The following is a 24,587-nucleotide window of genomic DNA, read 5'->3' as shown; positions in this document are numbered from 1 at the left end:
TCTCTACCGTTTGTTGTTAGATTATTATGTTGATATAAATTTAATTTTATAGCATATTTTGTTATGTTTTTAATTTTCTATCTTTGTAATGATAAATAGATGGATTTTTTATGCTTTTATGAAGATAAGGTTTATTTGTTTCATAATATTGTTTTTTTTGACCGGTCAGGTGATGGCTTCTTCCTATCATTTCCGTAATCTTTCAGTTGCAGACGGTTTGCCAGATTTGGTTGTGAATGCCCTTTATAAAGATAGTTCTGGTTATGTTTGGTTTGGTACCAACACTTCTTTGGAGCGTTTTGATGGGGTTTATCTGAAACATTATATGATAAAGGGTAGTACTGAAAATCTGAAGCGAGTATATGCTATAGCCGAAATGCCTGAGAAGGAAATATGGGTAGGGACTGGAAATGGGCTTTGGCGTGTGAATAATAGAATACATGACATAGAGCACGTTGCATCTGATATAATAGAAACTCCTGTTAAGGTTTTGTTATCCGATGGAAAAGGAATTCTTTATATAGGTACAGATAAAGGACTTTACGTATATAAAAATGGTAATTTCAAACTATTATTACTCGATAAAAATGTCTTTTCTTTAAAAAATAGTATAACTGGTTTGAGTTTTGGTGAACAACATTTGTTGTGGATAGCAACACGCAAGGGAGTTGCTTCCTTGAATTTGATTGATAATTCGATAGCGTTTTATCCATATGATAGAGCATTCCATTCTGTTTGTTGTATCGGTAAGACTTTATATCTTGGTACAATGAGTGAAGGCATCATAGCATTTGATATTTCCAGCAGGCAGTATCGTCGGTATATAGATGTCGGTTGTGGTGTTATTTCATCATTATCGTCAGACGGAAAAGATTTATTGTATGTGGGTACCGATGGAAATGGTGTACATTTTATATCTACCAGTCAGCAACAGGTTGTGAAATCATTCCGGCATGAAGTAGGCAATGAAAATAGTATTCGTTCTAATTCCGTTTATTCACTGATGCTGGATCGTGACGGATTGTTGTGGATTGGCTATTATCAACAAGGGGTTGACTATACATTGTTTCAGAGTGGATTGTTCGAAACGTATAAATACCCTCCTTATTTTGATACGAAAGACATGCCGATTCGTACAATTGCCTTTCATGGCGATGAGAAGTTGATAGGAACTCGCGACGGTTTATTTTATATCGATGAGTCACGTAAAATTTATCGTAACTATCATTCTCCTGAATTACGTGCTAGTCTGATTTTGTCGAGTTGCTATTTCGAGGGTAACTATTATATTGGAACTTATGGGGGAGGAATGTACGTTTTCAATCCGGAAACGTTGACATTGAGTAATTTTGACTCTAGTGAACCCAATCCTTTTCTTAGTGGACATGTTTTTTGTATCCGCTCTGATAATGAAAACAATCTTTGGATAGGTACTTCTGTGGGAGTTTATTGTTATCGCGATGGGAAGCAGGTTGCTCATTATACCGCATCAAATTCTAAATTGCCGGAAGGGAATGTGTACGAAATTTATTTTGATTCCACTCACAAGGGATGGATTTGTACCGAAACAGGGCTCTGTATCTGGGAGCCTTCCAGTAAAAGTTTGAAATTAGATGTCTTTCCGGAAGGATTTGTCGATAAGGAAAAAATACGATCCATTTATGAGGATTCTGAACACAATCTTTATTTTTTGCCAGAAAAAGGAGATTTATTTGTTTCGACATTGAATATGAGCCGTTTCAATAGAATTTCCGTCAGTCTGTTGAAAGATAAAGCTTTGATGGGTATTGTAGAAGATGATAAAAGATGGTTATGGATAACAACTAATAATGGATTATATCGTTACGACAAGAAAGAAATCTGCATACCATATAATTTTACCGATGGTATACCGAGCCCTATTTTTATAAATTGTTTTCCAGTGAAAGATGATGCGGGAGGATTATGGTTTGGGAATTCTAAAGGGTTGGTTTATCTAGGCACACAGGGGACTAAGCTTCTTCATAGTCATCCGTACAGATTGTCCATATCAGAAATTTTAGTTAACGGTAAAGAGTTTTATCCCGAGAACTGTGGAAATGATATCCGGCTTGATAGAACGGCTTCCAGTCTGACCTTCAGATTTTCGGGCTTTACCTATACAGATCCGTCGAATGTTTCTTATGAATACATGCTCGAAGGGGAAAATGATAACTGGAAGCCTTTGTTGGGTACTTCTGAAGTTTCATTTTACAATCTTCAGGCAGGCAAGTATATATTTAAAATGAGGCGTATTGGCTATCCGGATTCTGAAGCTAAGCTAAACATTGTTGTAGAAGGATTTCCTTTGTTATGGATTATTGGTGGAGGAGTTCTGATAATATTAGTCGGAGTAGTATTTTATATTCGCATTAGAAGACGGAAACAGCAGCTGGTAGTATTAGCTGATATGCGCGAAACCGTTGATGTGCCGGAGCCAGCAGTTGTTGAACAGGCTGTTTCTTTTGAAATAGCGAAAGATATTAAAACTTCAGAAGATAAATATAAGACAAATAAGGTTAGTCCAGAGGAGTGCAAGCGCTTGTTTAAGTTGCTGGAAGCTGTAATGCAACAAAAGAAACCTTATAAAAACCCAGCTTTGAAAATAGCCGATCTGGCAGATCTTATCGGAACTTCATCACATGTGCTTTCCTATTTATTTAACCAATATCTTAATAGGAATTTTTATGATTATGTAAATGATTATCGTGTAGCAGAATTCAAGCAACTGATAGCTAAAGAAGAATATGCCAGATATACATTGAGTGCATTAGCCGAACATTGTGGGTTTAGTTCACGTGCCTCTTTTTTCCGACATTTCAAGAAAATGACAGGAGTTACTCCTAATGAATATATCAAGCAGTTAGAGAAATAAATTTATTTTATTGAAGGTGTAATTGAAGTTTTATAGAATCTATTTTAATTAGTAATCGTATTATAAAAGTCTGCCGTATGAAAGAAGATCAATTTATCATACGGTAGGCTTTTTTGTACTTTTTCTTTTATATATAATGTTCTTCGTATTGAGTAGTTAGAAGGCTTTTTATTGAAATTACATTAGAATAACAGTCTCAAATTATTATTTGAGACTCTATATATTTTCTTGTAATTTATTGATTATTAATGTTATATATAGCTTTATGTCTATTCGGATTCTGTGAGATAGCTTTGGACTTAAAAATTTTTACATCAAGGTAAATGTCTGTTAATTTTGCGGTGTAATCAAAACCGGAAATGACTAATTTTATGAAAGACCAAGCAAAAACATCTTATCAGTTAGTAGCCGAATCGTATGAAAGATATCGGCAGTCGGTGTTTTTCTATATTTATAAAAAAGTAAATAATAAAGAAGATGCTGAAGACTTGACGCAGGATTCTTTTCTTCGCCTGTTGGATTATCAGTTGATGCTTCGTCCGGATACAGTTAAGTATTTTTTGTTTACTATAGTCCGGAATTTGGTGAATGATTATCTCCGTCGTTATTATAAGTGGCAGGAAATATCTTCGTATATGTATGAGGTTACTCCTATTGGCAGTAATGATTGTGAAAGCCGTATTATTGCTGATAATTTAGAACAAGTAGAAAAAGAAAAGCTTGCTACTTTACCAGTGCAGCGTCGTAAGATTTATTGTATGAGTCGTTTCGAAGATAAGTCGGTTGGTGATATTGCTGAAGTTTTAAATCTGTCTCCCCGTACTGTCGAAAATCATCTGTTGATTGGTCGACGTGAAATTCGTGAATTTATAAAGAAGTGTATATAAGTTAATTTCAAATTTAATCTTATGAAGAATGACTTTCTAAAGATTTCATCAAGAAGAATCCTTTTTTCAGCTTTGCTTCTTTCGGCTATGGCAGCTGGGAGTATTACTCCTGTTTATGCTAATTCCGATATGCAGGCTGTAGTAGAAGGTGTTAGTGTGAAAGGACAAGTGTTGGATGCCGATGGTATTCCTGTAATTGGTGCTAGTGTCTTGGAGAAGGGAACGACTAATGGTGTAATTACCGATATGGATGGTAATTTCCAGTTGAAAGTTTCCTCTCGCAATGCAGTTATTGTTATATCTTATATTGGATATAAAACAATAGAGCTTCCTGCTTCTGATGCTCGTTTGTCGAAAATACAGTTGAAAGAAGATACAGAAGTATTGGATGAAGTTGTTGTTGTAGGTTATGGATCTCAAAAGAAAGAAACATTAACAGGATCTGTAACAGTTGTAACAGATGATATTTTTAAGAACAAAGGTACTGTGTCAAATCCGCTTTCGGCTATGCAGGGGCAAGTTCCAGGACTACGTATTACTCGTTCATCAGCTGCTCCTGGTGAGGAAGGCTGGGGGATTTCAATACGTGGTGCTGTATCGAAGAACTCAGTAGATCCCTTATTGATTATTGATGGTGTTCCAGCCAGTGGGGTTAGCGAAATGTCACAGTTAAATGCTGATGATATAGCTTCTATTAACTTCCTGAAAGATGCTTCGGCTGCTATTTATGGTGCAAAGGCTGCTGGAGGAGTTATTCTTGTAACAACTAAGCGTCCTGATGTAGGTAAAGCTAAAATAGAGTATAGTGGTTCGTTTACTCGTAAGATAGTAGGACTTCAGCCTCGTTTAATGAGTTTGGATGAATGGGCCGATGGTGTGATTCAAGCTCGTCGTAATGATGGATATGGTGAAGATGATTCTTGGATACGTTATGCTCAATTGGCCAAGTCCTTAAAAGGAAGTTGGATTAATTTGAATGGTGGAGATGGTTCAGTTCCTGATCCTATACCAGGAGCATTCAATGGGGTTGCAGATTTTGTATTCCATGATATGAACTGGACAGATGTCCTTTGGGGAAATGCAAATTCTACACAGCATAATCTCAGTCTATCTGGAGGTACAGAAAAGTCTAGTTATCGTTTGTCTTTAGGATATTTGCGCGATGAAGGTACTCTACAATGGGGAAATAACTCTAATGAACGCTATAATGTGCGCTTGTTTAATAATTTCAAATTATCTGACCGTATCAGCCTTGAATCGAATATGGCTACAAGTCGTCAATATCAAGTTGCACCTACGCAAATAGGTTCTGTACTTGGAGTTTCTATTCCTCAACCAGGATTACCTGTTTCTACAATAGATGGTAAACCTTATGCATGGGGAGGAATTCATTCTCCAAATTGGCTAGTAGAATTGGGTGGTGATAATAAATTGGTTGTTACTTCAGTGAATGTAAATGAAGTTTTGAAAGTTAATCTCTTGGATGGATTAGATTTTCAGGGTACTTTAGGATATAGCACAAATAATGCAGCTCGTGACGAGCAATATTTGTCGATAGATTGGTATCAGTACGATGGTACTTTGATTAGAAATGAAAATTCACCTTATCCGTCACAAGAAAAATCTTCTTATAAAAAGTCTTCTTCACGGACTGATAATTATACAGCTTCTGCTTTTTTGACTTATCAGAAAATGTTTAAAGAAGCTCATGATGTTTCGGCTATGGTTGGTGTGCAATATGATTATTCTGCTTATGATTATAGTGCTACTAAAGTTATGGATGTAGAATCTGCCATTGAGTCACTGAACGGTAAAGGAGAAGTTTATATTGATAAAGTTGACCGTTGGGAAGAAGCTATCCTTTCTTATTTTGGACGTTTTAATTACAATTACCGTTCTCGGTATTTGATTGAATTGAGTGCTCGTTATGATGGATCTTCTAAATTTTTGCCCAAAAATCGTTGGAATTTCTTTTGGGGAGCTTCCGCAGGATGGCGTATTAGCGAAGAGAAGTTTATGGAAAATACTCGTGATTATATAAGTGAACTAAAGTTGCGCCTTTCTTATGGTGAAGTTGGTAATCAGAGTGGAATTGGTCGCTATGATGGTATCCAACTTTATAATTATAAGTCGGGCAGTGGTGCTTATTTGGGAAATTCTAGAGGTACATATGTTGAATCGGCAGGGCTGGTTAGTACAGAAAGAACTTGGGAACGTATCTATAATTATAACTTAGGTCTTGATTTTGGTTTCTTCAATAATCGCCTTGTTGGTAGTTTTGAGTTATTTATGAAGAAAAATAACAATATGTTAGTATCTCGTTTGTATCCTGGAGTGTTGGGAGGCACGGCTCCAAGTACCAATACCGGAAAATTTGAAGCTAAGGGATACGATGGAAGTTTGACTTGGCGTGATCGTATAGGAGATTTCAATTATCACATAGGTGGAACTTTGACATATATTACTAATAAAATGATTGATGGCGGAGAAATTGTTATTCAGGAGGGATATAATTCTGCATTGAATGGTTATCCTCTGAATTCTATTTTCGGATATCGCTATATTGGTAAGATTCAGACGGAAGAGCAATTGATGAAATATACCCAAAAGTATATAGGAAATAATTCGGTTGATATGCCGGCTAATCTTCGTTTGGGTGATCATATGTATGAAGATGTGAATAAGGATGGTAAATTGACACAAGATGACCTTGTTTACTTAGGTACTGACGACCCGAAGCTTTCTTTCTCATTTAATTTTGGATTTGAATGGAAGGGCTTTGATTTTAATACTGTATTCCAAGGAGTAGGAAAGCGTACCATCTACCGAGAAATAGATGCATGGAAGGTTCCTTTTAAGGCTATTTGGTTGAATACTTCTAATCAGTCAGTTGGTAATGTATGGAGCCCTGAAACTCCAGATAATTATTATCCTAGTTATTCAAATAATAATGATATAAATAACTATAATTACATAGCTTCTACTTGGTCGGTCGAAAATGGAGCATATTTACGTTTGAAAGATATTGTATTAGGTTATACAATTCCAAAATCATTAATTACTAAAAGTGGTTTTATTGAAAATCTACGTATATATGTGTCTGGCTCTGATTTGTGGGAAAAGTCATATATAAATGATGGATGGGATCCTGAAGCTACACGTAAGGTGGAAACCAAGCAACGTTATCCGTTTAACCGTACAGTTACTTTTGGCATTAATGCAACCTTCTAAAAATGAAACAGATGAAAACAATTATAAATATTTTAGTACTATTTTGTATGTTGGCGTTTCAGTCTTGCCTTGATTTGGAACCGAAAACCCAGTTGGCAGATACTAATTATTGGCAGACGCCTGAACATTTTAAGTTGTTTGCAACTCAATTTTATAGTTGGACAACCGACTTCAAACAACTTGATGCAGGAGCACACAGTGATGCTCGTTCTGATTTGCGTACAGGAAATACATTGGATGTTTACAGTAATGGTACAAATAGTGTTCCATCTTCGGATAAAACTTATACGGATACTTACAATCGTATACGACAGATAAACACATTACTAGAGAAAGCAGAAGAATATAAGAATTTTTCGGATATAGCTATATATGCAGGAGAAGCTAGATTCTTCCGTGCTTATTGTTATTTTGAGTTATTGCAGGTGTATGGAGATGTTATTATTGTAAAAAATGTTATTGATATTGATTCTCCAGAAATGCAGTCTGCACGAAATCCTCGTGAAGAAGTTGTAGACTTTATTGTAGAAGATTTAAAGGAAGCGGTAAATTTACTCCCCTCTGCCGATGAAATAAGCAGTAATGATGCTGGACGTTTGTCAAGTCAGGCTGCTAGTGCCTTTTTGTCTCGAGTTGCTTTATATGAAGGTACTTGGCAGAAGTTCCGTAATGATGGAAAAAACAATGAACATTCGAAAGAATTACTTGATATTGCTGCAAAAGCTGCATACGATGTTATTGAAAGTGGACTTTTTGAAATATTTGCTCCGGCAGAATTAGGAGTGGAAGCTTATAAGTATTTGTTTATATTGGAAGATGAAAAGTCGAATCCTGCAGGTCTTGGAAAGAATGCTAATAAAGAGTATATTTTTTCTAGACGTCATCATCCAACATTGAATTCTATCGGTTTTAATATAACTCAGGGTAGATTGGGTAATGCTGTTTATGTGACACGTAAATTAGCAAATATGTATTTGCAAAGCAATGGTTTGCCTATTGATGAAAAAACTTGGAATTATAGTGAAGTTGATTCTGAATTTATGGGAAGAGACAACCGTATGAATAATACTTTAATGATACCTGGTAATACTTATTGGGGAACAGGAGGAGGTCGTATTGATTGGACTGGAAGTCCTGAGGAGATAGCAAATGCTTCTCATAAAAACTTTATGCCTGCAGCTGGTACTGGATATTTCCCACAAAAGTGGTGTTGTGAACGTGATGGAGTCCCTGCTGGTATGGAAGCTTATGACTACCCTATAATTCGATATGCAGAAGTTTTATTAAATTATGCTGAAGCTGTATTTGAACGCGATGAGAAAATATCGGATGATGATTTGGATATTAGTTTGAATTTAACACGCAAACGTGTGAATCCAGAAATGCCTGATTTAACTAATGATTTTGTTAGTCAGCATAATCTTGATATGCGTACTGAAATACGTAGAGAGCGTACTGTGGAATTTTTTGATGAAAATTTTCGTCTTGATGATTTAAAACGATGGAAAACAGCGGAGGTTGAAATGCCTATGAATTTGACAGGTGTAAAATGGAAAGGCACTGAGTTTGAAAGAAAATGGGCTGATGCCTCTTCCAAACCGTTGGATGCAGAGGGTTGTATTATACACGAGCAAGGACGTGTTTGGGCAGAAAAGAATTATTTATATCCATTGCCAACAGATCAGTTGAAACTTAATCCAAACTTAAAACAGAATCCAGGCTGGGAATAAAATCTCATACTTGATAAACTTAATGAAAATATGACTATGATGAATAAGAATATATTATGTAAAAAGAACTTTTTTGCTTGCATGTTGGGAGCCGGTCTGTTGGCTTCAGCATGTAGTGAAGATGTTGTATCTCCTGCAATGGACGAAAAAGTTCTGATATCGGAAATTAATTTGGATGTTACTCCTGTATTACCTTTGTTAAAAGGTTCTGATACTATTTTGTCATATACTATACTGCCGGATAATGCTTCTGATAAGAGGGTAGTATGGAAATCTGCCAGTCCAGAGATAGCTACTGTTGATGCTGATGGGCGTATAACAGCTGTACATGCAGGTTCTGCTATCGTTTCAGCTATGCCTGCCATTGGTTTTGCTGTTACTTCTACAGTTGAAATTAAAGTTGTGGATGAAATTATTTTTATAGAAGATATTCAACTAACAAATAAGAATTTAGATCTGTTTGTTACAGGGACTTTGCAGTTAGAGTGGAATACACTTCCAGCTGATCCAACTTATCCATCATTGAAATGGGAAAGTTTAACTCCAGAAATAGCATCTGTTAGTGAAAGTGGAGTTGTAAAAGGTCTGAAAGAAGGTACTGCACAAATTAAAGCAATAGCTACGGATTCAAAACACTTTTCTAAAGTGTTTGAAATAAATGTGAAGCCGATCGTTTATGTGGAAACGTTAGCTTTTGCGAAAGAGTCAGATAAGCTTGCATTAGGAGAAATATATGTTCCTCAATTGGTAGTAACTCCTGCTGATGCTACATTGTCTGCATTGAAGTGGGAAAGCAATAATGCAAGTGTTTTGGATATTGATGAGGATGGAAGGTTAATAGCTAAAAAATATGGTACTGTTACTGTTACTGCTACAGCTGATTATGGTACCGGAGATCCTATTTCTGCTTTAATGACAATAACTGTAGCTGAAGGTAAGATGAATGATTCATTCGAATTTATGAATTCGTGGGAAAACTTTAATAAACAGTGTGCCGAATTTAACTGGTTGGAAGAAAAAGGTATATTAAGTCTCTTCCCTGGTGCTGATAAGAATTATAAAGCTATTCGTATTAAGCGTACTGGCGGATTTGAATTTAATGTGCGGAATTATCCGATTCTTGCTTTTAAAGTGAAATTCCCTGAAGGTGTATGGGAGGAGTCAACTAAAATGGAATGGTACCTTGATATGTGGGGAGGAATTGCTTCTGGTGGTAAATATGGTGCTGATACCAATAAAGGTAATAGAGCAATGGATGTTTTGCAATGTGGCGATTATCAGGTATTCTATGCAGATTTTACTAAGAAAAAGGTAAATACGGAGATGATGCCATTGAGTTTACAGAAAGTTGATAATGTTGTGTTCGAAATCTGGAAAATTTGGTATGATGCAGACCAAACTGGTACTATTGATGTTGATTGGATTAAAACTTTTGAATCTGAAGAAGATTTAAAAAATTTGATAAAACAGGATAGTGATAATAAATAATAGTTTATTAAAGGATATGAGGGTATTACTTTAAAGTACCCTCATGCTTTAATAATTCGGTAGTTATTGAAAATGTATTAACATAAAAGAAATTAGATATGAAACTTAATAAAATACTGTTTTCACTGGTGACAGTTGCTGTAATAACAAGCTGTTCAGCTGAATTCGAGAATGGGGTGAACGATATTGATAGTTGGCCTTTATCTGGAGATAATTATGAACCTTCTTTGGAGCATCCTGGAATTTTACATACTCAGAAAGATATTGAGCATATTCGTGAAATGGTAGCAGATAAAAAAGAACCCGCATATAGTACTTTCCTTGCTATGCAGAAAGAGCCATTGGCACAAGCTACTTATACGATTAAAGGCCCATATGATATAATAGCTCGTGATGGAGAATATGGATTTACCAAGCGAAATGCTGAGCAGGATTTTGATGCGGTTTATTTGAATGCTGTGATGTGGATGATAACTCAAGATGAAGCATATGCTAAAAAGTCACGGGAATTGATGCTGGCCTATGCGAGTGTTCTGAAAGATATTGATGGTAATGATACAGCTTTAATGGCCGGACTTGAAGGTATTAAGATTATCTATGCGCTAGAAATGTTGAGTCATACTTACGAAGGTATGACTGCAGAAGATACAGAGAAGATAAATACTATGTTACGTAAAGTCTTTCTTCCAGTTTGGGAAGAATTCTATGCAACCAAGCCTTATACGAATGGTAACTGGGGATTGCATGTGACTAAATCGTATTTAGCTGCTGCCATTTTATGGGATGATGTAGAGATGTATAAGAAATGTATTAACTTTTACTTGTATGGAAATGATAATGGTACTATTTCACATTATATAGATGGAGAAACAGGTCAGTGTCAGGAGTCTGGTCGTGACCAACAGCATACTGTATTGGGATTGGGGGCTGTGTCTGCTATTTGTGAAATAGCCTGGAAGCAAGGTAACGATCTTTATTCAGCTTATAAAAACCGTGCGATGCTGGGGTATGAATACACAGTCAAATATAATTTGGGATATGATGTTCCTTTTGAAACATGGACTGATGTTACTGGTAAATATTGTAAATGGGATGTGATTTCTAAAGAAACAAAAGATAAAAATGGAGGTGTAGATGTAGAACGTGGCAAATGTTGGCAACCTATTTTCTATATGGTTTATAATCACTATGTCAAACGGAAGAAACTGAATATGCCTTATACTGAAAAATTATTGGAAACATATAAAGAACTGACATATGATGGAGGGCATCCTAGTTATGGACCATTGCTATTCAATGATTAATTGATTGCAGTAAGTTTATTGAAAAAGTATGTTTATATAGAATAAGGTTCAGAATAGTAGTATAGATTTTTTTTGTTCCTTATTCTATATTATTTTTTAAGTTGTATTATTAGTTAGTTTATAGAATACTGATGAATTTAAAAAACTTGATTTTAACTTTCTTGCTCGTAAATATCTGTGTTTCTTTTAAGGCACAGCAGAATGAGTGGGAATGTCCTACTATATACGAGAGAAACAAAGAAAAGCCGCATGCGGACTTCGGAATTTATGAATCGGCTGTTGACGCTAAATCCGAAAATATTGAATCTTCTCCTTGGTATAAATCGTTGAATGGAAAATGGAAGTTTGATTATGCTCCTTCCATTGAAAAAAGCAATCGGGAATTTTATCGCACAGACTTATCGGATGCGGACTGGAATGAAATCGATGTTCCTTCAAATTGGGAATTGGAAGGTTTTGGAGAGCCTGTAATGCGTAATATTCAATACGTATTTTCTCCTAATCCTCCTTATATTGATGTAGATAATCCTGTGGGTACATATCGTACCTATTTTACAGTTCCTCAAAACTGGTCAGATAGAGAAATTTTTATTCACTTTGGCTCTATCAGTGGATATGCTCGCATTTATATCAATGGCAAAGAGGTGGGAATGAGTAAGGCAGCTAAATCTCCTGTAGAGTTCAATGTTACTTCATACATTCAGGAAGGTAAGAATCTGCTTGCTGTTCAGGTGTATAGATGGCATGACGGAAGTTATATGGAAGATCAGGACTTTTGGAGATTGTCTGGCATTGAACGGGATGTCTTTTTACAAGCTTATCCAAAATTGACTGTTTGGGACTTTTTCTTTAAACCTGACCTTGACAGTCACTATAAAAATGGAGTGTTTCGGGGAACTGTCGACCTACGTGAGTTTACTGGTAATAAAGTAAAAGAGGGTAGGTTAAATTTAGGTTTGTTTGATACAAGTGGTAAGAATGTATTGTCTGTATCTCGAGAATTCGGCATCGAAAAGGAGTTGACTACTTTGTCTTTTGAAGGGATTGTGAAGAATGTGAATAAATGGAATGCTGAATCTCCTTATTTGTACGACTGTGTACTGACTTTGCATGATCTTACAGGTAAACAGTTGGCCGTGACTTCCTATAAAGTAGGTTTCCGTAAAATAGAAATAAAGGATTCAAAATTACATGTAAATGGAGTACCTGTTTACATAAAAGGAGTAAACCGTCATGAACATAATGACAGTTTGGGACATGTGCAGACGAAAGAGATCATTCTGAATGACCTGAAAGTTATTAAGCGTTTGAATATGAATGCGATTCGTACCTGTCACTATCCCAATCATCCCTTCTTCTATAAATTATGTGATAAGTATGGAATTTATGTAGTGGATGAGGCCAATATAGAAACTCATGGCATGGGATCGGTTCCTTATTTTAAGGATACAATTCCTCATCCTGCTTATCGCCCCGAATGGTATGATGCGCATGTAGACCGTATTACCCGAATGGTTGAAAGAGATAAAAATCATGCTTGTATTATTGGATGGTCGTTAGGTAATGAATGTGGTAATGGAAAGGTTTTTCATGATGAATACAAGCGGCTCAAGCAGTATGATCCAAGCCGTTTTGTACAGTTTGAACAGGCTTGGGAGGATTGGAATACGGATGTCGTATGTCCGATGTATCCAAGTTTTGGAAGAATGATAGAATATCGTAACTCAGGGAAAAAACGTCCGTATATCATGTGTGAATATGCCCATGCACAAGGAAACAGTAACGGCAACTTAAAAGATTTGTGGAATGTCATATACGATAGCCCTAATTTGCAGGGAGGATTTATTTGGGATTTCATGGATCAGGGTATCAAGATACGTAAAGACGGACAGGGTGGCAGAACATACTGGATGTATAACGGAGAACTTGGAAGTTATAAATGGCTCGAAGATAAGGAAAGTGAATGGAATACGGGAACGGATGGCATTATATCGGCAAATGGTATTCCTAAGCCGCAGGCTTATGAGGTGAAGAAGGTTTATCAGTATATTCAGTTTAAGGAGAAAGATTTGCAGAAGGGGCTTGTTGAAATCCGGAATCTTTATGACTTTACGGATCTTAAAGATTTTGATTTTCAATGGAAGCTTATTAAGAATGGTGAGCCGGTAGATTCTGCCAGCTTCTCTGTCGATCTGAAACCTCATTCATCTGAAAGCATCAAACTGAAACTTCCTGAAATATCACAGGGCAAAGATGAATACTTTTTGAACTTGTATGCATATACTCGTAAAAGAACAGATTTGGTTCCTGAACATTTTGAAATTGCAAAGGAACAGCTGAAACTGAGTGAGGGTAATTTCTTTGTGTTGGAGTGTCAAACAGCGGGTACATTATCGTATGAGCAGACAGGAAATGTGATTTCGTTTAAATCGGGTAAGATTTCTGGTAAGATAGATTTAAAAAAAGGAAGATTATTTGATTATACTTTGGATGGTAAATCACCGTTTGTTCAATATCCGGAGCCAGCTTTCTGGCGCGTGCCGACTGATAATGACTTTGGTAATAAAATGCCCTGGCTTTGTGGAGTTTGGCGTACAGCACACGTAAATCGTTCGTTACAGAATGCTGTTGTAACGGAAAATGCAGATAAGACTCTTTCTGTCAAAATGGAATGGATGCTTGATGATATTATGGTTCCTTACATCGTGGAATATCATGTGTGTAATGATGGGGCTGTGATTTTGACGGCTAGTATTGATATGACGGGAAGAAAATTGCCTGAATTGCCTCGTTTCGGTATGAGAATGGAATTGAATGGAAATTATGATAATCTTGAATATTACGGAAGAGGCCCTCAGGAGAATTATATAGACAGATGTGATAATACGTTTATTGGATGTTATAAAGATAAGGTAGCAAATCAGTTTTATCCGTATATACGTCCTCAGGAAACTGGAAATAAAACAGATGTACGATGGCTTTCATTGTCGGATGATAATGGTTTTGGTATAGAAATAACAGGTCTTCAACCATTAGCTTTTTCTGCATTGCATTTTGCTCCAGAAGATTTAGATCCGGGGTTAACTCGTAAATTACAGCATGTAATAGATATTTTTTCTCGGAAGAATATTTTTCTGCATGTTGATTTGAAGCAGAGAGGGCTTGGAGGGGATAACAGTTGGGGAATGTACCCTCATAAAGAGTATCGTTTATTTGATAAGAAATACATTTATAGTTATAAAATAAAACTTGTTAGCAATAGGTAAGGTTTATCAATAGTTAGTTTGATATAACGAAAGATTTATTTTTTGTTATATAAAAAATCAGGTAAAAAGGTTAGGATAAGTTGTCTATTAGGCCTCTTTGCACAGTTTGGCTTTGTTTTCAAAGGATTATATTGAATCTTGAGATTACGATGCAAACGTGTAAAGAGGCTTTTTTATGATGAGTGAAGATACGAAATAATGAAAGAATGTAAATAAAAGAATGAAGTGCTTAGGTAGATGTGGCTGGTTAATCGTATATTAGAGAAAATTATAAGATAACGCTGAAGAAGTGTATTCTTGTATTTGCTGCACATAACCCTTTTCTTTATTATAAGAAGAATGGATAGGATGGAATAAAGAATATAAATTTTGAATAAAATATGAAACGTATTGTATTAGTAGTAGGAGTGATTTGTTGGATGTGTATAGGCTATGCTCAAAAGGTGAAGCATCCTTCACTGCTTTATACACCGGAACGTATATCGCAAGTAAAACAACGTATGCAGCATGAACCACAGTTGGCTGCGGCTTGGGAAGATATTAAACAGACAGCAGATAAGGAGTTGAAAGGAAAGAGTCTGAATAAAGCTGACTATTTGTCTCTCGCTTATCTGATGACTGGTGATAAACGATATTCTGATAAGCTAAAGGAAATATTGTTGGATGTAATAAAGAGTAGAACTTGGGGAAGTAGTGAAATGCTTGCCCGTCGTCCGGCATGGCATGCCGATTTGGGGGTAGCGCATAAGTCTTACTTGTCTGCTATCGCTTATGATGCGGTTTATAATGATTTGTCAACTACGGAGAAGAAGAAAATAGCCGAAGGATTGTATCGTTTGGGTGTAGAGCCTTCGTTGGGTGACTGGTTGTTGGAGCCAACTAGAATTCATTCTCTTAATTCTATGGGTCATAATTGGTGGACTTCGTGTGTATGTATGGGAGGTATACTGGCTCTGAGTTTACAGAATGAATTGGAGGATGCTAAAGAAGGTGCACAAGCAGTTTACGATTATTTACCGGAATGGTTTCTTTTTGCCGGTGATGTATTACAGCAGAAAGCAAAGACTTTTGATGAGGCTGGAGGCATGTATGAAAGTTTGAATTATGCAAATTTCGGTATACAGGAAGCTTTACAGTTTTGGGTTGCATGGAAAAATATGCATCCGTCAGCTTCTCTTCCTGATGTTCCGCAGCTGAAAGACCTTTCTAGTTTTTTTGCTTATGTATCTTATCCACGCACAGGTATTTTGTATAATATCAATTTTGGTGACAGTCATAAGAATGTTGCCGCAGAAAGTAGTCTGATGTTGCTTTATGCTTTAGGTATTCAGGATAAGAATATGTTGTGGTATATCAGTCAGGTTGAGTCTGGACAACATCGTGATGGATATTTCTTGAATCGTCCGATGGGCTTTCTTTATACTCCTAGTTTGAAATCAGCTCCGGAAGTCCCTGATTTGAAACAATCGCAGTTGTTTGCCGATTTCGGTTGGGCCACGATGCGTAATTCATGGAAAAAAGATGCAACGATGCTTGCTGTGAAAAGTGGACACACATGGAATCATTCGCATGCGGATGCCAATTCGTTTATTCTTTTTCATAAAGGAGTAGATATTATCAAGGATGCGGGTAACTGCTGGTATCCAAATCCTGCTTATCGGAATTATTTCTTCCAAAGTCAGGCACATAATGTAGTGCTTTTCAATGGGCAAGGACAAAGCCGTGAACAGCAATATCACGGTTCTACGTTGAGAGGATATTTGCATCATTTGCTCGACGGTGGAAATGTGAAATACGTTTTGGCCAATGGAACCGGACCTGTATCGGATCATTTTAGCCGTAACTTCCGTCATTTCTTGTGGATGGATAATGTAGTTTATATTATCGATGATTTGAAAACTCATGAAAGTGGAGAGTTTGAATGGTTATGGCATCCGGGAGGAGAATGGAAAAAGCGTGGTGCTGATGTGACAATTACTAGTGGTGAATCATCGGTAGTGGTACGTCCGCTTTATCCTCGTCTGTTGGCTTTGTCGGATTTTGTTCATGACTATCCGGATGATTTGTATTGGGAGGAGATTACCGCTCCAACAGAAGATTTGAAAGCTACGGAAACTTATTATTCACTTCATTTGCCGGGTAAGTTTAATCAGATAAAAGGTCTTACTGCTGTAATTTTGAAAGACAGCATTACCCAGAAAGATTTGCCGGTGATGGAACGTAGAGAGGGTAAGGACTGGATAGGACTTCGTATTGTGTATAAAGGGAAAGTGACAGACTTGTATATAAATCAGTTAGCAGACGGACGACTGATGCATAGTAATTCATGGATTGAGGCTGACGGATGGACAACAGATGCATATATGTTTGCTGTGACTTATGCTGAAGGAACAGATCCAGCTGAAACTAAAGATATATTCATGGCTTATGGAAGTGCTTTACGCCGGAATGATGTTTCTTATTTTGCTTCTATGTCGAAACTGTTTTTTATTAGAAAAGATACAGAAAAAGGATTGGATTTGTGGATTAACGGTCAGCCTTTTGTAAATGCTACTTTTCGGGTAGAAAAACGACCTATACATCTGTCTGTTAACGATAAGAATATGATTGTAAATTATCAGAAAGGTAATGTAAAAGTCAAATATACAGAGTAGGAGATTGGCGGTCGATAATATCTGCTACTGTTTATAAAACTATAGTTTGAACTAAAAAGTAAAAAGATGAAAAGAATCTGTTTGCTGTTTATTTGCTTTTTCTCGATGACTTTATTGTTTGGAGGAGAATGGCAGTGGTCGGTAACGGTAAAGGGAAGAGTTTCAAAAGAAACACAAAAGCCTCAAGAAGCTTTTTTGTGGATACCTCCAACCTGCAGTGTCATAAAAGCTGTTATGGTAGGACAACAGAATATGTCGGAAGAAACATTGTTTGAATTACCTTCTTTTCGTCAGAAAATGGAACAATTGGGTATTGCTCTCATTTGGATAGCGCCAGAATTGGATCAGCGTTGGGATGTTTCTACAGGTGTTCAGAAAGTCTTTGATATGGTATTATCAGATTTGGCTGGTGTTAGCGGATATGATGAATTGAAACGAATTCCTATTATTCCTATTGGGCACTCTGCACAGGCTACTTTTCCGTGGAATTTTGCAGCATGGAATCCAGAACGTACATTGGCTGTTGTTTCATTGCATGGAGATGCACCTCGAACTAATCTTACTGGTTATGGGAGAGAGAATCTGGAATGGGGACGAACGAGAAATATCGATGGCATTCCTGGATTGATGATAGAAGGTGAGTATGAATGGTGGGAAGAGCGTGTAAATCCAGCATTAGCTTTTCGAATGATGTATCCGAAAAGTTGCGTTTCTTTTTTATGTGATACGGGAAGAGGGCATTTTGATGTTGCCGAAGAAACTGCTGATTATATCGCTTTGTTCTTGCAAAAAGCGTTGGAATGGCGTTACCCGACTTCTTATTCATTTGAAAAGAGAATAGAGTTGAAGCCTGTTGACGTACGTGAAGGTTGGTTGGCTGCTAGATGGAGTCCGAAAGAAGGGAAACGTCCGGATGCTGCTCCTTATGTAAAGTATAAAGGTGACAGTCACGATGCCTTTTGGTATTTTGATGAAGAAATGGCTAGATTGACAGAAGAACGTTATCGAAAGCATCGAAAAAAGTTGCCACAATATCTTAGTGTGACACAAGAGGATAGTTTGGTTTGTTATAATGTAAAATCACATGTGCGTTTATCAGTACCTTTCCGTCCGAGTTCTGATGGACTGACTTTTTATTTAAAGCCTTGCTTTACTGACAGCTTACGGAAAAGTATATCGAATCGTCATGGAGAAGGAGAAATTTGTATAGACCGGATTTGTGGACCGGTGAAAAAGGTGAATGATACGACTTTTGTTGTCAGTTTTTATCAGATGGGGATGGATAATCCTCGACGTACAGGAAGTATCTATTTGTTGGCCAGTCATCCGGGTGATAAATACTATAAAGGGGCTGTGCAGGAAATGGAAGTTAGAATACCTTATTGTATAACGGAAGGAAAACGGCAGTATATTTTGTTTCCTGGAATAAATGATGTGAAAAAAGGTACAGAAAGTATTCTACTTGATGCAGTATCCGACAGTAATTTGCCTGTATCTTACTATGTGAAAGAAGGACCTGCCAGAGTAGAAGGAAATAGATTATATTTTACTTCTATACCTTTGCGTGCTAGAATGCCGGTAAAAGTAACGGTTGTTGCATGGCAGTATGGTATTGCCGGCAAATATCAAACAGCAATACCTGTGGAACGATGTTTTTATATTACAGAATAGATAATTTATACTTGTGTTTTTAGGTAATGTAATGGATGGGCGGATTCAATAAAAAGAATTTGTCCATCTTTTTTTTATTTTGATTAGGTAGACGGCAGATTTCATTCGTATTAATGGCAAAAGATTCTAATTATGAAGGGTATTATATTGTCATTAGTAGCATGCTCATTAAGTGGATGGATGGTAGCTTCTGAGCCTGTGGTACTTGAGTTGACTTCACCTGATGGAAGTCAAAATGTTTGTTTCTATGGTAAGCAAGATGCTTCAGGTAAAAACGGTATTTTTTATCAACTGAAGTATCATAATGAAACTGTATTAGAAGAATCGCGTGCTGGCTTAGAATTAGACAATCGAGTTTGGGAGTTGGCATTGGCACGTAAGGTAGAACAACCGTCTTGCTGGATGGATAATCTTGAAATAGATTCTGTGTCATATACTGCTAGAGATACGATTTGGACACCGGTTTATGGAGAACGAAGTGTTGTAAGAGATGCCTTTAATGAGGGAACTCTGTATTTATCGAAGAAGGATGGCTCAGGATATCGTCTGAATATTGAAGTCCGTGCTTATGACGAAGGAATTGCTTTCCGGTACTTTTTCCCTGAACATCCGCAGGCGATATTCCATAAAGTGGTAGGTGACTTGACGGAATATTCATTTCCGGAGAATACAAAGGCATGGGCTGAACAATGGGCACAGGGGCCTTTTGAATATTTGGATGTTAATGCTATAAAAAAGCCGGTAGAACGTGCATTAACATTAGAATTATCTAATGGATTATGGGTGGCATTGGCTGATGCTGATACTGATGACTGGTGTCTGACAAAGTTCCAGAGTTCTGTGGATAAGCAGAATACTTTGACTTCTGTAATGTATAGTCCGGTAGATATTGTTACCTATTATGCAACTCCCTGGAAAGTGATTATGACAGCTGAAAAGCCGGGAGATCTGCTGGAAAATAATGATATTATACAGAATTTGAATCCTTCTTGTCAGATTGCTGATGTTTCATGGATTCAACCAGGTAAAATTATGCGATCGGCTATTTCAACTGAAGCTGGTTTGGCTACAATTGATTTTTGTGCCGAACATCATATTCCTTACATGCTGTTTGACTGGCAATGGTATATGCCTTGCACTTCGCACGATGGTGATGCAACTAAAGTTGTGCCTCATGTCGATATGCAAAAAGTTATTGCTTATGGAAAAGAAAAAGGAGTTGGCGTTTGGCTTTATGTTAATCAGCATGCACTTCAAAAACAAATGCGTGAACTTTTTCCATTGTTGCATAAATGGGGAGTTGTCGGTGTTAAGTCTGGATTTGTACAATATGCAAGTCACCGTTGGGCAACCTGGCTGCATGATATGGTACGTTTAGCTGCCGAAAATAAATTGATGATAAATATTCATGATGAGTTTCGTCCATCTGGATTCAGCCGTACTTATCCGAATTTATTGACTCAGGAAGGTATTAGGGGTAATGAAGAATTTCCAGATGCTACGCATAATACAATTCTGCCTTTTACACGTATGATTAATGGTGCAGCAGATTATACGATATGTTACTACGATAGAAGGTTGAAGAATACACATGCACATCAATTGGCTGCATCGCTTGTTTTTTATAGCCCGTTACAGACTATATTTTGGTATGATAAGGCTGAATCCTATCAGGGAGAACCTGAAGTTGAGTGGTTTGAAAATTTGCAGACTGTATTCGATGATTCACGTGTCTTGGCTGGTACTCCCGGAAAACATATAATTATGGCACGTCGAAAAGGAAATGAATGGTTTGTTGGAGCAATGACTAATAACGAGGGTTCAATGGAGACGGTCGATTTGTCTTTCCTGGATAAAGACAAGGTGTATTTGGTACGTATTTATACTGATGGAGGCGAAGAGGTCAAAACTCGAACTCATGTGAAATGTACATATCTGCTGGTAGATGCAAGTCAGATATTGAAATTTAAATTAAAACCAAGAGGAGGAGCTGCTTTACAGTTACTTCCTGCGGATAGAAATACATTGAAGTTATATAAGAAATATAGGGGACAGACGCTCTGAGATGGAAATTTTGTCGGTTAGAATATATTTTGAGAAATAAATAATTGTTGAAAAATAAATAAGCAATATAATTATGCGATTAAAGAATGTATTGTATGGCCTTTCGTTCTGTATGTGTGTCGCATGTACAGGGAAGCAACAAGAAAGAAAAGTAGATGTAGATGAAGCGTTGAATTATTGTGATGAACAGGTACATCGTGCACTGTCTGAATTTCATAATGGTGATAGTATTGACTATACATTGATGCCGAAGAATATACTTTCGGGACAGAACACTTGGTTCTGTAAACCTGCAGATAAGGAAGAATGGACTGGAGGATTTTGGCCGGGTGTGTTATGGTATGATTATGAGGCTACTCAGAATGATAGCATAAAAGAGGAGGCTGAAAAATATACTGCTTCACTCAAGTTCTTTGCAGAAATTCCAGCTTATGATCATGATTTGGGCTTTTTGATATTTTGTAGTTATGGTAATGGATATCGCTTAACTCATAATCCGGAGTATAAAAAAGTGATTTTGGCAGTCGCTGATTCTTTGGCTACACTATATAATCCTAAAGTCGGAACTATCCTGTCATGGCCTCGCAATATTGAAATGTTAGGGGGGCATAATACAATTATGGATAATATGATTAATTTGGAAATGCTTTTTTGGGCTGCTAAGAATGGAGGTAATAAGAATTTGTATGATATAGCTGTTTCGCATGCTGATAAGACGATGCAAAATCATTTCCGTTCTGACTATTCCTCTTTTCATGTAGCTGTATATGATACTTTAACTGGAAAATGTATTAAGCGTTGTACACATCAGGGATATTCGGATGATAGTATGTGGGCCAGAGGACAAGCATGGGCCATTTATGGATTTACCATGGTATATCGTGAAACAAAGGATCCCAAATATTTGGATTTTGTGCAAAAAGTTACGGATATATATCTGAAACGTTTGCCCGAAGATTATATTCCATATTGGGACTTTGATGCTCCTGATATACCTAATGCTCCTAAGGATGCTTCTGCTGCTTGTGTTGTTGCTTCTGCACTTTTGGAATTGTCTGAATATTGTGAGCCTGAAAATGCTAGACGATACAGTGAAGCTGCTGAAAAAATGTTAGTTTCTCTTGCTTCTCCTGCTTATCGTTCTGGGGATAGAGCTTCTTCTTTTTTGCTTCATTCTACAGGGCACTATCCAAATAATTCGGAAATTGATGCTTCTATTATTTATGCTGATTATTATTATATAGAGGCATTGTTGCGTCTTAAACGGGTATATGAAGGAAAAGATGTATTGGATAATTAGAAATGAATTGTTATAAAAATTATAGATTATGGTTAATTTTTCACTCGAAGGTAAAGTAGCTCTTGTAACAGGAGCTTCTTACGGTATCGGTTTTGCAATTGCAACAGGTTTTGCACAGGCTGGTGCAAAAATTGTATTCAACGACATCAAGCAGGAACTGGTAGACAAAGGTCTTGCAGCATATAAGGAACTGGGTATTGATGCTCGTGGTTATGTTTGTGATGTAACCAACGAAGAAGCTGTAAATGCTCTGGTTGCCCAGATTGAAAAGGAAGTAGGTGTTATCGATATTCTGGTAAACAATGCAGGTATCATCAAGCGTATTCCGATGTGTGAGATGTCAGCAGCCGAATTCCGTCAGGTAATCGATGTTGATTTGAATGCTCCGTTCATTGTATCAAAAGCTGTTATTCCTAGCATGATCAAGAAAGGTCACGGAAAGATTATCAACATCTGTTCAATGATGAGTGAACTTGGCCGTGAAACAGTATCGGCTTATGCAGCAGCAAAAGGCGGCTTGAAGATGCTTACCCGCAACATCGCATCTGAATATGGTGAATTCAACATCCAGTGTAACGGTATCGGTCCGGGTTATATCGCTACTCCTCAGACCGCTCCTTTGCGTGAACGTCAGGCAGACGGTTCCCGTCATCCTTTCGATGCTTTCATTGTAGCCAAGACTCCTGCTGCACGCTGGGGAAATCCGGAAGACCTGATGGGTCCGGCTATTTTCCTTGCTTCGGATGCTTCAAACTTCGTAAACGGTCATGTGCTTTACGTAGACGGTGGTATTCTGGCTTATATCGGAAAGCAGCCTAAATAAATCAAAGTAAAATATTTGTTGAAATGAATACTCTTACAAAAGCAATGAACATCCTGCTGGCAGCATCTTGCCTGGCAGGATGTTCTTTTAATCAGGCAATACATATTCAGGTCAGTAATCCGATAGATTTGGACCGGAATAATGAATTTATAGAAGTGCCTATGCAGTCATTGCAAGCATTGGCTCTAAAAGCCAATGAACAGTTTGTTGTGCTCGATGTAGAAAACAGGCAGGTTCCCTATCAGGTAACACATGACAGTTTACTAATATTTCCGGTCTCAGTAGCGAGTAAAGGAAACGCTGAATATATAGTTACCAAAGGTATTCCTGATAGTATCGCAACCATTTCATGCGGGAAATATTACCCGGAACGCCTCGATGATATAGCCTGGGAAAATGATAAGGCTGCTTACCGTGCTTATGGTCCGGCTCTGCAAGCAAATGGAGAAAGAGCTTTCGGATATGATGTCTTTACCAAATCTGTATCTGAACCGGTAGTAGAGTACCGTTATAAAATGGATATTGATACTATAATGCGAAAACGCATACAACAACTTAAGGAAGAGGGGAAAATACAGGAAGCCGACAGTATAGGCAATGCTATCTCCTATCACATTGATCATGGTAATGGTATGGACTGTTATAGTGTAGGCGCAACTTTAGGAGGAGGAACTGCTGCCTTAATGGTTGATTCCTGCATCATTTATCCGTATTGTTACAAGGATTATGATATTCTGGATAACGGACCTCTTCGTTTTACTGTAAAGCTGACTTATCCGCCTCTTATAGTAAAAAATGATTCGAATGTAATAGAAACCCGTATCATTACTCTCGACAAGGGTTCTCATCTGAACCATACAGAAATAACATACCATAACTTATCTCAGGATGTCCCCGTTGTTTCAGGTATTGTAATCCATCCTGAAAATCCGGATGGATATGAATGCTGTAAGGAGGAACAATATATTGCTTATGCCGATTCAACCAATAATACCAGTCAGAATAACGGAGTTATGTATTTAGGAGCTGTATTTACAAAATCGCTTCAGAATACATTTGTACAATGGTTTCAGGACACTGAAAAGTCTCTACATCCGGGAGCATTGGGTCATGTTTTGGGAATCAGTACCTACACTCCAGAAACTACTTATACATATTATTGGGGAAGTGGATGGAGCAAAGGTGGAATAGCCGGAATGGATGCCTGGAAACAATATCTAAAAGAATATGCCTGTAAGGTAAATCATCCATTACAAGTAACTATTAAATAAGACAT

The 24,587-nt window shown here is 37.2% G+C and carries 13 protein-coding genes; all 13 read left to right on the top strand.

Translation table 11 applies throughout. The annotated features are described in order from the left end of the window. Positions 1–88: 88 nt before the first annotated feature. Complete coding sequence (locus tag WKT12_RS11105; protein WP_445323140.1) at positions 89–2,893, top strand: two-component regulator propeller domain-containing protein; 2,805 nt, start codon at positions 89–91, stop codon at positions 2,891–2,893. 371 nt (positions 2,894–3,264) lie between these two features. Next, complete coding sequence (locus tag WKT12_RS11100) at positions 3,265–3,780, top strand: sigma-70 family RNA polymerase sigma factor (RefSeq protein WP_340319706.1); 516 nt, start codon at positions 3,265–3,267, stop codon at positions 3,778–3,780. 21 nt (positions 3,781–3,801) lie between these two features. Further along, positions 3,802–7,011, top strand: coding sequence for a SusC/RagA family TonB-linked outer membrane protein (locus WKT12_RS11095; RefSeq protein WP_340319705.1), 3,210 nt, complete (start codon positions 3,802–3,804; stop codon positions 7,009–7,011). An 11-nt stretch (positions 7,012–7,022) separates the two neighbouring features. Next, positions 7,023–8,741, top strand: a complete 1,719-nt coding sequence (locus WKT12_RS11090) for a RagB/SusD family nutrient uptake outer membrane protein (protein ID WP_340319704.1) — start codon at positions 7,023–7,025, stop codon at positions 8,739–8,741. 36 nt (positions 8,742–8,777) lie between these two features. Beyond that, positions 8,778–10,229 (top strand): Ig-like domain-containing protein, encoded by a 1,452-nt coding sequence (locus WKT12_RS11085; RefSeq protein WP_340319703.1) that lies wholly within the window; start codon positions 8,778–8,780, stop codon positions 10,227–10,229. A gap of 98 nt (positions 10,230–10,327) precedes the next feature. Next, on the top strand, positions 10,328–11,533 hold the full coding sequence (locus WKT12_RS11080) for an alginate lyase family protein (protein ID WP_302533323.1): 1,206 nt from the start codon (positions 10,328–10,330) through the stop codon (positions 11,531–11,533). Positions 11,534–11,664: 131 nt separating this feature from the next. Next, complete coding sequence (locus WKT12_RS11075) at positions 11,665–14,799, top strand: glycoside hydrolase family 2 TIM barrel-domain containing protein (protein ID WP_340319702.1); 3,135 nt, start codon at positions 11,665–11,667, stop codon at positions 14,797–14,799. Between the two features lie 380 nt (positions 14,800–15,179). Then, positions 15,180–17,453: a heparinase II/III domain-containing protein gene (locus WKT12_RS11070; RefSeq protein ID WP_340319701.1), complete on the top strand. Its 2,274-nt coding sequence runs from the start codon at positions 15,180–15,182 to the stop codon at positions 17,451–17,453. Between the two features lie 66 nt (positions 17,454–17,519). Continuing rightward, the gene (locus WKT12_RS11065) at positions 17,520–19,124 is read left to right on the top strand and encodes a hypothetical protein (protein WP_340319700.1); all 1,605 of its coding nucleotides are present in this window, start codon (positions 17,520–17,522) and stop codon (positions 19,122–19,124) included. A 132-nt stretch (positions 19,125–19,256) separates the two neighbouring features. Beyond that, positions 19,257–21,188, top strand: coding sequence for a glycoside hydrolase family 97 catalytic domain-containing protein (locus WKT12_RS11060; RefSeq protein ID WP_445323139.1), 1,932 nt, complete (start codon positions 19,257–19,259; stop codon positions 21,186–21,188). 73 nt (positions 21,189–21,261) lie between these two features. Beyond that, the gene (locus WKT12_RS11055; protein WP_336312661.1) at positions 21,262–22,488 is read left to right on the top strand and encodes a glycoside hydrolase family 88 protein; all 1,227 of its coding nucleotides are present in this window, start codon (positions 21,262–21,264) and stop codon (positions 22,486–22,488) included. Positions 22,489–22,516: 28 nt separating this feature from the next. Beyond that, a complete protein-coding gene (locus tag WKT12_RS11050; RefSeq protein ID WP_007567476.1) occupies positions 22,517–23,311 on the top strand; it encodes a gluconate 5-dehydrogenase in 795 nt (264 codons plus the stop codon). Between the two features lie 23 nt (positions 23,312–23,334). Then, positions 23,335–24,582 (top strand): DUF4861 domain-containing protein, encoded by a 1,248-nt coding sequence (locus WKT12_RS11045; RefSeq protein ID WP_340319699.1) that lies wholly within the window; start codon positions 23,335–23,337, stop codon positions 24,580–24,582. Positions 24,583–24,587: the final 5 nt, after the last annotated feature.

It is taken from the genome of Phocaeicola sp. HCN-6420 (assembly GCF_037890145.1).
Taxonomy (GTDB): Bacteria; Bacteroidota; Bacteroidia; order Bacteroidales; family Bacteroidaceae; genus Phocaeicola.
Note: the sequence above shows the minus strand (reverse complement) of the source record. Positions and strands in the feature narration are given on the sequence as shown.